Source organism: Chryseobacterium sp. KCF3-3, assembly GCF_045865955.1.
Classification (GTDB): Bacteria; Bacteroidota; Bacteroidia; order Flavobacteriales; family Weeksellaceae; genus Chryseobacterium.
The window spans coordinates 2804214-2820053 of record NZ_AP035792.1 but is presented as its reverse complement, the minus strand read 5'-3'; the positions used below and the strand labels follow the sequence as shown (position 1 = coordinate 2820053).

Here is a 15840-nt window from a genome sequence, read left to right as displayed (position 1 = left end):
TGAACCTTAAACTTTGAACCTTAAACTTTGAACTTTGAATTCCCCTATCCTCCCGTAGAAAAACTCTCAAACGTAGTCATTCCACCATCTACGAAAATGCTGGTTCCTGTGATATAATCTGCAAGGTCACTTGCAAGAAATGCAGCTAAGTTGCCGATATCCTGCGGTTGTCCGATTCGGTTATAGGGAATAAGAGTAAGGAGAGAATTGAGAGCTTCCGGAGTGCTCCATGCATTCTGGTTAATCGGAGTCTGAATAGCTCCCGGACAAATGGAATTGACACGAATTTTGTCTGCACCATATTCCTGGGCCAATGTCTGCATCAGCATTCTGACAGCTCCTTTACTGGAAGCATAATTAGCATGTCCTGCCCACGGAATAATTTCATGCACGGAGCTGATATGAATAATTTTCCCACAGGCAACAGACCTTGAAAGATCTATTCCCCTTCTTAGAAATTCTTTAATAGCTTCTCTGGCACAAAGAAATTGCCCTGTCAGATTGACTCCTATGACAGCATTCCATTGATCCAAAGTCATTTCAGTGAATTTTGCATCCTTTTGAATGCCTGCATTATTGATCAGAATATCTACCGTTTGGAATTCAGAAACAACATCCTGAAACATCCTGACTACCTGATCTTCTTTGGAAACATCACACTGGTAGGTTATTCCTTTACCTCCGGCATCCGTTATTTCTTTTAAAACAGCTTTAGCTTCTTCTGTAGATCTTTCTGAAGAATGATTAACAATGACTATTGCTCCTGCCGCCGCCAATGATTTTGCAATTCCCGAACCGATTCCACTGGAAGCTCCTGTGATTACAGCCACCTGATTCTGAAGTGATATTTCCATGTTTTGTAATTTGATGTTACTCAAAGTTAGGGAAAGATATCAGCAGATAAAAAATTATGATTTTAAAATTTTATTAAAGTTTTTTGTACATCAGGTATTGAGGTCCACTTCTTCCGATTCTGGTTTTACCGTCATAAATATATCCTGCCTGAAGATAAATATGATAAGCAGAATTATTTTTCTGGTTGACAGCAAGTACAATTTCATCACAGCTATTGAAACGGTTTCTGACAAAAGTACCCACTTCAAGCATCGCCACTTTTCCAATTCCTTTGCCCTGCATCTGGGGATTCACAGAAAGGGAACGCAGTAAAACCGAATTCTCATTATCCGTAAGATCTAATTTATCTTTTCCAAAATCAAGGACAAAAAAACCTACAGGCAGATCATTTTCAAAGATTGTCACGGGAAATGCATCATCATCATCCCGTTCGCTGATGCTTTGTAAGGCCTGCTGAGCAGTCGCTGTAAACCTCATCTGATTTTCATCCAAAGCATAACTGACTCCAGAAAGATCTTCTGGTTTAAAGAATTCTAAATGTATCATAGTATTAGTGATGGTAGATATCTTCATACATTACCCCAGCACGGATTTCCACGGGAAGTTTATTTTCCTCAGGAACAATAGGGCAATTGTAATCATAAGCGTTGTAAGCACAGAAAGGATGATAGGATTGATTAAAATCAAGCACAATGGTATTTCCTTCCGGGATTTTAAGATCCATATATTTTCCTCCTCCGTAGGTTTCTTTTTCATTGGTAGCATCACGGAAAGGAAGGAAGAGATAATCTTTGTATTTATCCTGTTTGATCAAATCCAGACTCTGGTATAAAGTAACGGTATAAGGTTTCCCATCCAGTGTAAATGTTGCTTTTCCGTATTCCTGATAAGATTTTGTTTTTCCTGAAGACGTAGGAAGATCAAAGGGTTTTGTATCTTCTGATTTCACAAATTCGGCAGTAACTCTGTATTTAGCATCAAAAGGAAAGAAAGGATGTTTTTTAAAATTTTTAAAGTTATCACCTCTTAACGGAGTTTCTTTTGGATTGAGGTATTCGGCATTAAGTTCTTTCTGAAATTTCTGTACCTCTTTTTCCTCTTTTGATATTTTTTTTTGAGAAAAAGCCCATAAAGGAAGCAGTAAAAAGAGTATGATATATTTTTTCATGAATGTAAAATTATAAGTAAAGCTATGAATTTTCATTCCAACAAAAGTTAAAATTGTAATAAAAAATATAATCTGTTTTAAATAAAATTAACCTCTGATAATCTAGCATACTTTTTGAGAAACAAAGCTCATGGACAGAAAAAGCTTCATTAAGACCGGTGTCTTGGCAATATCAGGATTTTATTTTCTTCAATCTGAGTTATTTCATGCTGCAGAAAGAAGAAACAATAAGATAAATGAATATCACGATGTTCCGATTGTTATTATTGGCAGTGGATATGGAGGCGCTGTATCTGCCCTTCGTCTGTGTGAAGCCGGAAAGAAAGTAGTACTGCTTGAGATGGGTCTTAACTGGGAAAAAGCAGGAATTCCCTATTCCAATCTGCTGAAACCCGGAAAAAGTTCTGCGTGGCTGAAAAACAAAAGCATTGCTCCTTTTATGAATATTTTTTCGTTAACTCCTTTTACCGGAACCTTGGACCGTCTGGATTTTGATCATATTAAAATCTGGGTAGGAAGAGGAGTTGGCGGAGGTTCTCTGGTGAACGGCGGAATGGCTGTTACTCCCAAAGAAAGCTATTTTAAAGAAGTTTTTCCTGATCTTGATGCAGAAAAATTTTACAACCATTACTTTCCATTGGTACGGGAAGAACTTAAAGTAAATGTTATTGATGAACAGTTTCTGAAAGACTGTCCTTATTATAAATTCACTCGGGTAGGTGAAGAAGAAGCCCACAAAGCCGGCTTTAAAACAATAAGAGTTCCCAATGTGTATGATTTTAAATACATGGAAAAAGAATTCAGCAATGAAGTTCCCCGCTCGGCTCTTAATACTGAAGTGATCTATGGAAACAATCACGGAAAAAACAGTTTAGATAAAACTTATCTCAGAAAAGCGATGGAAACGGGAAATTTAGAAATTCTTGATCTTCATCGTGTACAAAATATTCAATTGAATGATGACAAAAGCTATACATTAAATGTCCAGCAGATTGATACGTCCGGAGCTTTGCTTACTGACAAAGTCTTTACCTGTAAAAAACTGATTCTTTCTGCAGGAACAATGGGCACTTTACAGCTTCTGCTACAATCTCATACAGAGAACGGATTTCCCATCCATGAAAAGATTGGTAAAAACTGGGGAAATAACGGAAATTTTATGACGGGAAGAAACTGGGTGAAGCCTTTGTCTGGCGGCACCGGAGCTAAGCAATCCACTATTCCGGTAGGAGGAATTGACAACTGGGATGATCCTGAACATCCGTTTTTCACAGAAATAGCTCCTTTACCTATGGGAATGGATGTAGCAACAGCTTTATACCTTCTGATCAACAGGGTTGATAAGAAAGGAGAAGTTGCTTACAATAAAACCAGCCAATCTCTTACTTTGAATTGGGATGAGAGCAATACCGCCAAAATGAAAGAAAATGCCCAATATTTTATCCGGAAAATGAATAAAGCCAATGGTGGTACCAGAAGCCATCTTCTTTTCGATAATGGTTTTGGGGCAGATATTTGTTATCATCCGCTTGGCGGGTGCGTTTTAGGAGAAGCTACCAACGAATATGGAAAGCTCAAAGATCATGAAAATCTGTATGTACTGGATGGATCTTTAATTCCGGGAACCATTGGTGTGAACCCGTTTGTAACCATTACGGCCATTGCAGAATATTGCATTGAAAATCTTATTAAACAGAATGAATTTGCCTGAAATTAAAGCATTGTCTGTACTTCCTTAAGATAGTTTCTGATATCTTCTTCCAGTTTTTCCGGATAGATAAAATGAAGCTTTTCAGCCAGTGAAGTTCCCAACTCATGTACAACATCAGCATAGGCAAACAATGCATTCCAGTTTTCTTCAATATCGCTTCCCGAGAAAGTTTTTTCCACTTTATTCCATAGATCAGCGGACAGGTATTTTTTAAAAAGCCTTCCGTGTTTATTGGTTGTGATATTGTTCCAGCCATGATTTCCGGCAATATGCCATTCGATCAAAGGGACAAAATAATCTGTACGAAGAATATTTTCAGACATAAATTTGGCGTAAAAAATATCTCCACGCTTCAAGCACTTTGCAACATAGGTTGTATCCCACCAGAAGTCATTCATCAGCTGCTGAAATTCTTTTTCAGAAGGTTTCTGAATCATGATCGACTGATACGTTGGTGGCTTCAGGTTTTCAGTCAGCTTATCTTTATCTATTAAAACTTTGTATCCTACGTCCCAGTCTTCAGGAAGGTTTTCTTCTTTAATTTCTTCAATAAATTCTGCTACCTGATACAGTTTAAAGTCAACCTTCACATGGTCTTTGTACAACACCATTTTCATGGCATGCTTTCCGTCAAAAACACTATCATCTTCTTCAATCATGGAAATAGGCTCACCAAAAAGTCTGATCCATTTATTTTCGGATTCATAAGATGCTCTGTTTTCAAAAACAATTTCTACATCAAGATCACTAAAATCATCTACCGGAGCATAAGGATTTACCAATGAACTGGTCAGAAGAACAGCACGGATATCAGGATTGTTTTCAGCCCAGTGAATAATCTGTTCCAGCTTTTCTTCCCTTACTTTCATATTAATAAGATTCTGATATTTTCACACGATATACGTCCGAAGAATTTCTCTTGATTGATTCTACAAAAAAGCCTCCTTCCTCCGGAATCACTTCTTTCAGATCAAAACTTTTACAATCTTTTGGAAGCCCGGAAAATATCAAGGTAAACCAAAAGTCTTTCATAAAAGGAACCGGCGTCCAATAGGGTGAAATTGAAATATTTTCCGCATGAATCATTTTGCTTCTATGCTCAGACTGATTGTCAAAAAGATAGGTCGAATGCCAGATCCTGATCAGGTTTCCCAGAAACGGTGACGCCGGAAAACAACAGTGTACAATAACCTGCCTCTCCTCTTCTGTTTTCGCCTGAAGAGATTCCAGGATTTCCTTTGCAATGACTGGTTTTACAATTACTTCTTCCACCTTTTTATGAGTAATAAGTAATGAGCAATGAGTAATAGCGATTATTACTTATTGCTCATTATTGATGTTAATATTCTAATTCTAATTTTTCTTTGGTGTAATTTCTTACTTCATGGGTCAGCTCAGGGTTTTCAGCCAGTTTTTGCCCGTAAGAAGGAACCATTTCAAGCAACTTTCCTTTCCATTCTCCGTGTAGTTTTTCAGGGAAACATTTTTCCAGCACGTTCAACATAGCATATACTGCTGTGGATGCACCTGGTGAAGCTCCCAATAAAGAAGCAATCGTTCCAGACTTGTTCACCACTACTTCAGTTCCGAATTCCAGCTTACCTCCTTCTTTTTCATCTTTTTTGATGATCTGAACCCTCTGTCCTGCTACTTTCAGTTCCCAGTCTTCTTCTTTAGCATCTTTGATAAACTCTCTCAAATGCTGCATTCTCTGAGATTTCGTCATGGCAACCTGCTGAATAAGATATTTCGTTAGTGGAATATTGTGCCACCATGCTCCGAAAAGTGATTTTAAGTTTTTCGTATTGACACTTTCAGGAAGATCAAGATAACTTCCTTCTCTTAAAAATTTGGTTGAAAATCCTGCAAAAGGTCCGAAAAGAAGTGCTTTTTTCCCATCAATGATTCTAAGATCAAGGTGCGGAACAGACATTGGCGGAGCATCTACTGTAGCCTGAGTATATACTTTAGCATGATGCTTTTCTACCAACTCCTGATTATGACTTACCAGCCACTGACCGGAAACCGGAAAACCTCCGTATCCTTCACTTTCTTTAATATCTGAACTATCCAGCAGTGGAAGCGCATAGCCTCCTGCCCCAATGAATACAAAATCTGCTACCACTTCCTGTTTGTGACTGTGGATTCTGTCCTTCACCTTCATTTCCCATTTACCGCTTTCTCTCGGGCTGATATCTTTCACTTCATGGTATAAGAAAACCTCAACATTGGAATCTTCCAGAAGATGTCTTCCCATTTTTCTTGTCAGTGTTCCGAAGTTCACATCCGTTCCCATATCCATCTTCGTTGCAGCCATTACTTCAGACTGATTTCTTTTGCTCATCACCAAAGGAATCCATTCTTTCAGCTTTTCATGATCTGTAGAAAATTCCATTCCTGAAAAAAGGACAGATTCAGCCATCTTATCATGACGTTTTCTAAGGTATTCAGCATCCTTTTCTCCAAATACCAGACTCATATGTGCACATGAATTGATAAATTCTCTGGGTTCATGAATATATCCTTTGGTAATCAGATAAGACCAGAATTGTTTTGAAATTTCAAACTGCTCTGCTATGCTTTCTGCCTTGGAAATGTCAATAGATCCGTCTGGCTTTTCAGGGGTATAATTTAGCTCACAAAAAGCGGAATGTCCTGTTCCGGCATTGTTCCATGCTGCTGTACTTTCTTTGGCAAACCTTCCAAGTCTTTCGAAGATAGCGATTTCAAGATTTGGATCAAATTCATGAAGCAGCGTTGCTAAAGTGGCGCTCATGATTCCGCCGCCTATCAGTACAACGTCGTATTTAGGTTTCGGTGTTCTGCTTGTAAGCGATTGTGACATAATTTTAAAATTTTACTTCAAATTTCGGGAAAAGTTTTAAAAACCGGAACGATTTTAACACGTTATTTTTTAATTCAAAACACTTATTGAGTACACAACAAAAAACCATGGAAAATTTCAATAAAGTACCATTGAAATGATTGATAATGTAAAATATCTCTTTGTAAAAATATTATTTTTTTATTTTTTTATTTCACTGAATGGTAACTAATTGATAAACTATTCAAGGATAAAATTTTATAAAACTTTAAGTTTATTTAAGTTCATCATATTAAATACTGCAACCATAACCATTTACACTATTATATTTTATCAACAATAAGTGATAAATGATTATATTAAAAATATCAAATATCACTTTTTATTGACAAATAAATAATTTTATAGATGTAATTCTATACATACCACATTGAATAACTGTTTTTTTTACGTACCTTTCAATTGATTTAATACCTATTCCAACAAGTATTTAATTAAAATTATTTCATAAACATACTAAAGATGAGAATTATTAACTTCGTGAGTACATTGTTCGCGACAATGGGATTTGCCCAGAGCGGAAGTGTAGGAATCAACACGTCCACACCGGACCCCAGTGCTATTCTGCACATTGAGAACTTCAGTGGAACCCCAGCTACAGCTACAGCCACCATTTCGGGAGGTGCTGTTACCGGGATTACCATCAACAACGGAGGAAGCGGTTATACTTCGGTACCAACAATTAATTTTTATGGAGGAGGATCTGTAGTGAACGGAGGTTCAAAAGCCCGTGCTACAGCAGTCATTTCCAACGGTCAGCTTACTGGCATAACGATTAACAACGGAGGTAGTGGCTATACTACAGCCCCTACGGTAACTGTTTCCGGAGGCAATAAAGGAGTATTATTTCCCAACCTGAATATTGCTAACCTAACCAGTACAACGAGTCCTGTTGCCTCCCCTGCCAATGGACTTATTGGGTTCAATGGAGGAACTAACAGCAACAACAAAGCACTCCATTTTTTTAATAGTACTACCAATTCATGGCAAAGTACAATTGATGCACAAAACACTCCCAAGGTTGCCTATCTTGATTTTACCGGATCACTATCAGCTCTTGACAATGCAATAGCAGGTGCCAGCACTCAGCTTATGGTTAATAATCCTGCAGTTTCAGGGGTATCAAATATCAGTGGATTTAAAGTTCTTCCGAACACTTCCGGAGGATATTCCCTGATTCTTCCACAGGGAAAATATCTGGTAGAGGTTAACCTGAATTTAAATTCACCTCAGGAAAGTCCATCCGGACAGGGAGGAACTGCTCCACTTTCCGGGAGTACTTATTATCTGATGGGATATTTTATAGATTTCATCAACGATACCTATAATAATACAACGAATACCTTTACCGGAGGAGGTGCTACAAGGAAAGAAGTTCCTATTGTTTCTAAAGTCAGCACCAACCATCTTGCCACCTGGTCCTATTATTACACCGTTCCTGCTAATGCGAACGCCAATATCATAGGAGGATTAAGATTAAATCTTGGAAGAATGCAGAACAGTACATTCTACGATCTTGTGAATGTAATTCCTACCGGATCTTATATTAAAATATCCCAGCTATAAAAAAACAATCAACATATGAAAAAAAGTTATATCCTGCTATTATTGATTATAGCTCATACCATATATGCACAAGTTGCGATTGGGAAGACTTTAGTGAACAGTTCTTCAGTTCTGGAAGTTTCACAGACCACCAATAAAGGAGTACTTCTTCCAAGAGTGGATATTATAGATGTTTTGAATAATACCTCTCCGGTAAATAATCCGGCAGAAGGACTGGTTGTTTATAATAAAGGGAACTCCATTAGCCCCGGTCTTTATATCTGGAAAAACAATATGTGGACTCAGCTTTCTGATACGTATAACCTGGTAAGTTATATGATGCTTCAACGCACCTCTGATTATTCAATACTTGGAGGTCTTGCCAACGGTACATACAAAAATTTTAACGATGCTGCATTTACTGTTGTATCCAATGATATCGGAGCTTTATACAATACTTCTACAGGAATTATCACACTTCCCGGAAACAGCGGTTATCTGGTAAATGTGTGTCTGAATATCAGAACAGCTCTTGAAAGTACAACTGCCGGAATAGGCGGAACTTCTGTTCATCTGCATCAGTATCTTGTAAAACTTATTGATCCGTCCAGCGGAAATCAATATGGTAAAACAATTAGTATCAATGCACAATCAATTGCGAGTAATAAGACCCATACTCTGAATATGAGTTTCTCTTTTGTGACTACTTCAGCAGCTCCTATTCTTTTAGTTCCTGCCATTGCTCATGATGCCGGAGGAACTTACCAAAATGGATCCGGAGGAACAACTCCTAATAACGGAGAAATCATCATCACGAATGCTAAAGTTGATATTCAAAGATCAGCGCTTAACCAATAATCAATTGCACAATGAAAACATCTATTTATATAATCTGTATGATACTGTTAGGCATTTTCTCAAATGCACAAGTTGGTATTAATACAAACACACCTAATGCGAGCAGTGTTCTGGACATTAGTTCTTCCAATAAAGGGGTTCTTTTTCCGCAATATGATCTGCTTGTTCTGAACAGTAACTCAACTCCCATTGCAAATCCTGCAGACGGGCTTATTATCTATAATAGCGGAGGAGTATCTACTTTTCCGAAAGGATATTATGTTTGGGTAAGAAATCAATGGCAGCGTATTGTCGTTTCCGGTTCTGAACCTCAGATCATGTCTCTGCTTATCAGTTCAGGAGTACTTATTCCTACAGGAAGTACAAATAATACATTGGGAAGTTTTACGGTAACTTCAAATAAAATTACAGGAGCTTCACTAGGGGCGGATAATTCCACGATTACCCTGCCTGCCGGAACATATATTGTACGGTATTCTGTGGATTCCAGCAATGCGAATAATAATAACGGGACAGCTAACACACAATATCTTTCCCAAAATTTCACCTGTACCCGTTCTTATCTGATTAACTCCACTACCAGTGCAACGATTACGGAAACCAACAGAATGTGCCAGCTATCAAGCTCATTCACCTTTTTCCAGGGAAGTTATTTTTTAACACTCGCTTCTCCGACAACGATCCGTCAGAAGTTTGAATTTGATACAGGAAACGGTTTTACCGCCAGTAATTTGAATGTAAGATCATCATTATCACTTGTCATTACCAAGATGAGTCTATAAAAAAACTTAAGCATGAAAAATGCTTAAGTTTCATTATTTATGTTTAACAGGACTTTAATTTTTAAAGTCCTGTTTTTTTTAATTCAATTTTGCAGTCAGTTTTTTAAACTGTTTTTCAGCATTTTTACCTTCATACAAAATAGCATATACGGTATCGATAATCGGAAGTTTAAGATTTTTCTGTTTTGCTGTTTTATAAATGGAATCTGCAGCGTAATATCCTTCTGCTACCATGTTCATAGACTGAATGGCAGACTTCACGGTATACCCTTTCCCAATCAGGTTTCCAAGGTTTCTGTTTCTTGAGAAAAGTGAATATGCTGTTACCAAAAGGTCACCCAGATAGGCACTTTCATTCACATCTCTTGGTGCTTCGTAAATCGCTTCCAGGAATGTTTCCATTTCACGGATCGCATTGGAAACAAATACTGCCGTAAAGTTATCACCATACCCTAATCCACTTGCTATTCCCGCTCCTATTGCAAAAATATTTTTAAGGATTGCACTGTATTCATTTCCTAAAATATCTTTGCTTGTATGAACTTTGATAAAGTCTGAACTGAAGATTCCTTCAAGCTTTTCAGCAGTCTCATCTTCCACTGTCGCAATAGTAAGATAAGAAAGTCTTTCCATAGCCACCTCTTCAGCATGACAAGGCCCTGCAATAACGGCCTGGTTTCTGAAACCAATTTTAAATTCATCACGCAGATAATGTGCTACCACATCATTTACTTTAGGAATAATCCCTTTAATTGCAGAAATAAAGATCTTATCTGAATACTCACACGTCATTTTATCCATGGTATCGGACAGGTAGATAGACGGTGTTGCCAGAACAATAACATCACAGGCAGTAACCAGTTCGTTAATATCTGTTGTCAGTTTTAAACTTTTAAGATTAAAATGGGCAGCCGTAAGATAAGTCGGGTTATGTCCACGAAGCTCAATGGCTCCTTTTACAAATTCACTTCTTACACACCAGTGTACTACTTTGCAGTTTTCAACAAGCATTTTTACGATAGCGGTTGCAAAACTTCCGCTTCCTACAACTCCTACAGAAATATCCTTTTTATTCTTTTTTGGATTCGAAGATTCTGAAATAATTTTCTTTTTAGCCATAATTGGAATGTGAACTGCAAAGATATTAAAACAAAGACGTAACGCAGGCTTTGAAACTATGATAAAAGCCATTTTCTGAAAAAATTAACACTACAACACAATTAAATATCTAATTAGCCGTTAAATACAGAAAAAACTGAATTTTAATTAAAAATAACTCACAAAACTTATTTTTAATTAAATTTGCAGCTTCAAAACCGTTTTAACTTACTAAGAGAAGAAATATGAAAAAATTTCTAAACAGCAAGAAGAACGTAAACATTCTCCTGGGAGGACTTTTACTAGTAGTTTTTGCACAAGGTGTATTCATTGCGAAGCTCTTTTCTGAAAGAGATGACAAAACCTACGAAGTAAACCTTGTAAAAATAAACACTGAAAAGGACAGTGTAGATTATCTAAAAATGAAAAGTGATCTTACTCTTGTAGATCAGACCGTTGCTCAACTCAACTCCTTCCTGAAGTCCAAAGACATCACCAATGAAAAACTAATGATGCTCAACCAGGACAGTATCTCCAATTCTATTTATCTTTCCAAACAGGCTAACCGATACAGCCAATACCTGATGGATCTTCAGAAAAAACTGATGCAGGTTCCATTGGGAATGCCTACTGACGGATATATTTCCTCTAATTTCGGGATAAGAAAAAATCCTATCCCATTCAAAACTGTTTTTGCTTCGGTAAGATCAAGTGCAGCTACAGAGGCGAAACCAACAGTAGCTGCTGCAGCTAAGCCTGAAGTAAAAGCTGAACCTGTTGAGAAAATTATAGAACTTACAGACAGCTACGGAAATAAGAGAGAAGTAAAAGTAATGGTTACGCCAAAAGCTGCTCCTGTAGCTGCAACTTCTGCTCCTGCAACGACAACAAAAGCTGCTTCCGGAACGCCTGCAACTAAAACTGCTGTGGCTGAAAAAAATAATCCACCTGCTGAAGCTGATCAGATGCAGTTCCATAAAGGACTGGATATTGCTGTTGCCTATGGTTCTGATGTAAGAGCTGCTGCTGCCGGAACAATCATTTTTTCCGGACAAAAAGGAGGCTATGGAAACTGTGTAATTGTTTCACACGGAAACGGACTGGCTACTTTATATGGACATTTATCTCAGCTTGTTGCTAAAGTAAATGAGAAAGTAAAGGTTGGTCAGGTAATTGCAAAATCCGGAAATTCCGGACGTTCTACAGGTCCTCATCTTCATTATGAAGTACACAAAAACAATACTCCGATTAACCCGAAATTGTTTATGAATTTATAATAAAAAAGGCTGTCTATTCGACAGCCTTTTTATTTATGAGAAATTTTTTGAACCCATTTTTAAACCATTAAGGATTATTTAGTTTTTAAGAATATTAAGATGAGCTCCGCTTTAAGTGGAATCTCCTTAATGTAGCTTCAATCCTTCAAAAAATCTTAATGGTTCAAAATAAAAACTACCATCATGTAATGGTAGTTTTTTATCTTATTTCAAAATTTTTAAAGTTCCTTTTGGATGGGTAAATGTACCATCAGGACCAGCAATATTTGAATAGACGATATTTTTATTATAATCCTGAATATGGGTTACATTGAAACCAAGGTGCGGCTCATGCCAGTACACCATAAAAACATTTTTTGCTACTTCTACCGCAGTATATTCTACGGTATCTGTACTGTTTTTTGAACTTCCGGCTGTTCCCTTGAACGTCATGGTTTTATTATCTTTAAAATCGAGAACGAATTTTACTTCTCCAAAGTCCACTTCCACTTTCTGTCCGATTGCCGGATAGGGTGATTTAAGATCCCAGTTCATTTCTTTAAGATAAACCTTTACTCCCATTTCAAGTTCTTCTTTTCCTGGCAGATTAGGATATTTTTTAACCATGAAATCTACAATAGCAGATGAAGTTTTGTTTTCAGTAACTGCCTGTTTATAATTTTCCAGATAGCTTTTCACAAAGTCAAGAGATTGTGGTGATGTGGAAAGTTCTGCAAAATGAGAAGGAACTACCTGCTGTGGTTTCAGTGCTTTCATAGCATCAATCTGTCCTATCCATTGATCAATTGCTTTTACATTCTGAGTATCTGCCATCCAGAGATGTGAACCAACAGAAACTGAAATCCCGCCTGCAATGGTTTTGATGGAAGGAATCCATAGAAAGCTATGTGCAGGATCTTCCGGATTTTGTCTGATTTCAATTTTGTTTCCTTCAAGATCAGGAATTGAAGTAACTGCTTCCGGAATTATAATTTCTGATGGTGCATCTGTTTTCAATTGTGGTTTCCACACTCCCATTTTATCATCTTTTGAAGCTGATATAAGGTAAGCAGTCTGTGCCGTTGAAATAATTTTCACATTAGGAAAAGCTTTTTTAATCACATCCAGTCCAAAATAGAAATCCGGATCACTGTGAGAAATAAAAACGGTTTTCAGGTTTTTTCCTGTTGCTTTTATTTCTTTTACCAGCTGTTCTGCATATTGTTTCTGAAACTGAGCATCCACCAATATAGCATCTTTATCTCCATAGATAATAGTTGACGTAATAGGAAAAATAGCCTTGGTTCCCGGATTATAAACTTTCACTTTGAGATTCCCAGCAAATATGCTGATGAATCCCAACAGTGCTAATAACGACCATAATTTTTTTTGTATCATTTCTGTTCTTCTATCGATTAGTAAGCTGCTGTGAAACGTTCACGGATGTGGTTATTCTGTTCCAATTCATCTACCAAAACTACGGCTACATCTTCTACAGAAAGACGGCTTCTTCCGTTTTCATCAAATACCGGAGTCTCTAATGAAGTTCTGTATTTTCCTGTTCTTTCTCCTACATTCGCCTGGTTCATTTCTACCGCAGGGCTGAAGAATGTCCAATCCAACGTATTATTTTCTTTGATTTTGTTTAAATAATCTCTCGCTGCTGTTGCTCCAGGTTTGTAAGCTTCAGGGAAATCCGGGCTATCTACGATTTGAGTATTATCAGGAGTGTAAAGGCTTCCTGCTCCACCTACTACGATTAATCTTTTTACTCCTGACTGTTCTACAGCTTTTTCAATGTTCTCAGAACCGTTTAAAAAATCGTTATAAAGATTAGGATTCGTCCATCCTGCATTGAATGTACTGATTACAGCATCACTTCCTTTTAAGGCTTCAGCCAGTTCATTTACATTGTTTACATCCACACTTTTTGCTGTCACATTTTCCTGTGTTTTTACTTTGGATGCATCTCTTACCAACGCTTCTACCGCATATCCTCTTTCTGCTAATTCTGATACTACGTGTGCTCCTACAAATCCTGTTGCACCGATTACTGCTACTTTTTTCATAATATTTTATTTTAATTAAATTGTAATAAATTTTGTTACATTTAAGGTTAAAAAATTTTATTGGAACTGGTCAGAAAATTCCTGTAATGACTTATCCCCTAAAAATTTTACCACCAATTGATCTGTTTCTTCAAATAATGTATTTAAATGATTGTTAATCTCCTTACCAACACTGCATGCGGGATTGGGATTCTGATTTTTTTTGCCTAATACTTCTGTATTTTTTACTGCCTTATAAATCTCTGAAATAGTAATCATTTCAGCATTCTTTGCAAGCTGACTTCCTCCTTCTTTTCCTTGTCTGCTGATAATCAGACCTGCTTCTCTCAATACGCTGATCTCCTTTCGGATAATCACCGGATTCACATTGATACTACCGGCCATCCAGTCAGAAGTAAGCCACTCCTGAGGACTTTTCGCCAATAATGTCATAATATGTACTGCCGTAGCAAATCTTGTATTGTTCATTGTAATTACGTTGCAAAGATATACATTTTTTAAATGTAACAAAATTTATTACAGTTAAATTTTTCTTAAAGGATTAATTTATCCAGATCAAGCAGCAAATAATTGATGTTTTGATTGATGGTACGGGTGGCCGACTGCATCTGATTCAGCATGGCTGCACGATTATGGAGATCATCTGCCCTGTAAAGCCCTCCATCACTGAAAATCACAGACTTATCCGCTACTTCTTTATTGTCATCAAACTGATAGTGAAGCCATCTCAGTTTCATGTTTCCGATAATGGAATGTTCTTCTCTGTTGGAAAACTTTTTCTCTGTGTACATATACCAGATAAAAGGAGGAAAATTGGGTGACTCCAGTTTTTCTCTCCAGATATCTCTCAAAAGGTTTCTCTGATGAATAAACTCTACCTTTTTCCCTTTTGGATTAAGAGTTGCCAGTCCGAAACCTGCTCCCAGAACCCCTCCACCTATATCAATGGCATTACTCCATCCTTCATCATGCACAATTCCGCCGGCTATGGAAGCTGCTGCTCCTGCAATGATTGAATATAAGATAAGCTTATTATTTCTTGATGAGTTGAGATTGTCTACATAATTTCCAATCTGGGCTACTCTTTCTCCTTCACAGTCAAATTCTGCAGCTACAGCATCCAATTCCGTAAGAGCTATTGTTATTTTACTGTTTATTTTTGTCTTCAGCTGTAAAACTTTAACCTGAGAAGCAAGGGATGAATCTTTTTTAAGATCAATAATCTCATGAACCTCATCTAAATTATCCAGTGCGTTTAAGATGAGGATACTCTGATCAGAAAAGACCTCTTTTAATTCTTTATTGGCTGCTAAGATAGAATCAGAATTATATGATGGAAGTTTATTGCTGTAGTTATATTTGAACGGCGCTTTACAATAGCTGTCTTTCAGCGTGAGAATATTCTGCTGAATAGCCTGATTCTTCCTGGAAACGCAGGAAGTAAGAAGCCCGAAAACAATTAACAGGTAAAAAAGTTTTTTCATACAGTCATATTTTGTGTTGCTCTGACATATTGTAAAATCATCTCTTTTTTCTTCTTCATTCTACAATTTATCAATACGAATATAGTACAAATAAAAAAATTTACCTGAAATCAGGTAAATTTTTAATCTA

The 15840-nt window shown here is 37.1% G+C and carries 16 protein-coding genes; 5 read left to right on the top strand and 11 right to left on the bottom strand.

All coding sequences use genetic code 11. The features are described from left to right. Positions 1-44 precede the first annotated feature (44 nt). The 3 genes from ACKTTZ_RS12755 to ACKTTZ_RS12745 all read right to left on the bottom strand — a co-directional run bounded on the left by ACKTTZ_RS12755 (position 45) and on the right by ACKTTZ_RS12745 (position 2023). Entirely contained in the window at positions 45-854 is an 810-nt protein-coding gene (locus ACKTTZ_RS12755) for a glucose 1-dehydrogenase (RefSeq protein WP_407845751.1), read from the bottom strand. Positions 855-927: 73 nt separating this feature from the next. Then, positions 928-1401 (bottom strand): N-acetyltransferase, encoded by a 474-nt coding sequence (locus ACKTTZ_RS12750; RefSeq protein ID WP_034693619.1) that lies wholly within the window; start codon positions 1399-1401, stop codon positions 928-930. 4 nt (positions 1402-1405) lie between these two features. Next, positions 1406-2023, bottom strand: coding sequence for a DUF1684 domain-containing protein (locus tag ACKTTZ_RS12745; protein WP_034693803.1), 618 nt, complete (start codon positions 2021-2023; stop codon positions 1406-1408). Between the two features lie 130 nt (positions 2024-2153). Here ACKTTZ_RS12745 and ACKTTZ_RS12740 point away from each other — a divergent pair, with 130 nt between their 5' ends. Then, positions 2154-3734, top strand: a complete 1581-nt coding sequence (locus tag ACKTTZ_RS12740; protein WP_407845750.1) for a GMC family oxidoreductase N-terminal domain-containing protein — start codon at positions 2154-2156, stop codon at positions 3732-3734. Positions 3735-3736: 2 nt separating this feature from the next. Here ACKTTZ_RS12740 and ACKTTZ_RS12735 read toward each other — a convergent pair whose 3' ends face one another. The 3 genes from ACKTTZ_RS12735 to mqo all read right to left on the bottom strand — a co-directional run bounded on the left by ACKTTZ_RS12735 (position 3737) and on the right by mqo (position 6579). Further along, positions 3737-4603: an AadS family aminoglycoside 6-adenylyltransferase gene (locus ACKTTZ_RS12735; RefSeq protein ID WP_407845749.1), complete on the bottom strand. Its 867-nt coding sequence runs from the start codon at positions 4601-4603 to the stop codon at positions 3737-3739. Position 4604: 1 nt separating this feature from the next. Further along, on the bottom strand, positions 4605-5006 hold the full coding sequence (locus tag ACKTTZ_RS12730; RefSeq protein ID WP_034693615.1) for a hypothetical protein: 402 nt from the start codon (positions 5004-5006) through the stop codon (positions 4605-4607). Between the two features lie 67 nt (positions 5007-5073). Continuing rightward, positions 5074-6579, bottom strand: coding sequence for a malate dehydrogenase (quinone) (gene mqo, locus ACKTTZ_RS12725; RefSeq protein WP_034693614.1), 1506 nt, complete (start codon positions 6577-6579; stop codon positions 5074-5076). 501 nt (positions 6580-7080) lie between these two features. On the opposite strand from mqo, the gene ACKTTZ_RS12720 reads away from it, so the two are divergent. Genes ACKTTZ_RS12720 through ACKTTZ_RS12710 form a run of 3 tightly spaced genes read left to right on the top strand, consistent with a single transcriptional unit; the run spans position 7081 to position 9803 of the window. Continuing rightward, positions 7081-8184, top strand: coding sequence for a hypothetical protein (locus ACKTTZ_RS12720; RefSeq protein ID WP_407845748.1), 1104 nt, complete (start codon positions 7081-7083; stop codon positions 8182-8184). A 15-nt stretch (positions 8185-8199) separates the two neighbouring features. Continuing rightward, positions 8200-9021 carry a hypothetical protein gene (locus tag ACKTTZ_RS12715; protein WP_407849117.1) on the top strand — a complete coding sequence of 274 codons (822 nt, stop codon included), beginning with the start codon at positions 8200-8202 and terminating at the stop codon, positions 9019-9021. A gap of 38 nt (positions 9022-9059) precedes the next feature. Further along, entirely contained in the window at positions 9060-9803 is a 744-nt protein-coding gene (locus ACKTTZ_RS12710) for a hypothetical protein (RefSeq protein WP_407849115.1), read from the top strand. Positions 9804-9881: 78 nt separating this feature from the next. On the opposite strand, the gene ACKTTZ_RS12705 is transcribed toward ACKTTZ_RS12710, so the two are convergent. Then, positions 9882-10922 (bottom strand): NAD(P)H-dependent glycerol-3-phosphate dehydrogenase, encoded by a 1041-nt coding sequence (locus ACKTTZ_RS12705; RefSeq protein ID WP_051934257.1) that lies wholly within the window; start codon positions 10920-10922, stop codon positions 9882-9884. A 224-nt stretch (positions 10923-11146) separates the two neighbouring features. On the opposite strand from ACKTTZ_RS12705, the gene ACKTTZ_RS12700 reads away from it, so the two are divergent. Next, positions 11147-12178, top strand: coding sequence for a M23 family metallopeptidase (locus ACKTTZ_RS12700; RefSeq protein WP_034693607.1), 1032 nt, complete (start codon positions 11147-11149; stop codon positions 12176-12178). A gap of 204 nt (positions 12179-12382) precedes the next feature. Here ACKTTZ_RS12700 and ACKTTZ_RS12695 read toward each other — a convergent pair whose 3' ends face one another. The 4 genes from ACKTTZ_RS12695 to ACKTTZ_RS12680 form a co-directional block, all read right to left on the bottom strand. Next, positions 12383-13555 carry a MoaF-related domain-containing protein gene (locus tag ACKTTZ_RS12695; RefSeq protein WP_407849113.1) on the bottom strand — a complete coding sequence of 391 codons (1173 nt, stop codon included), beginning with the start codon at positions 13553-13555 and terminating at the stop codon, positions 12383-12385. A 17-nt stretch (positions 13556-13572) separates the two neighbouring features. Then, the gene (locus ACKTTZ_RS12690; RefSeq protein ID WP_407849111.1) at positions 13573-14226 is read right to left on the bottom strand and encodes an NAD(P)-dependent oxidoreductase; all 654 of its coding nucleotides are present in this window, start codon (positions 14224-14226) and stop codon (positions 13573-13575) included. A 57-nt stretch (positions 14227-14283) separates the two neighbouring features. Then, positions 14284-14694, bottom strand: a complete 411-nt coding sequence (locus tag ACKTTZ_RS12685) for an Rrf2 family transcriptional regulator (protein WP_253316922.1) — start codon at positions 14692-14694, stop codon at positions 14284-14286. A gap of 65 nt (positions 14695-14759) precedes the next feature. Next, entirely contained in the window at positions 14760-15710 is a 951-nt protein-coding gene (locus tag ACKTTZ_RS12680) for a hypothetical protein (protein WP_079240520.1), read from the bottom strand. Positions 15711-15840 lie beyond the last annotated feature (130 nt).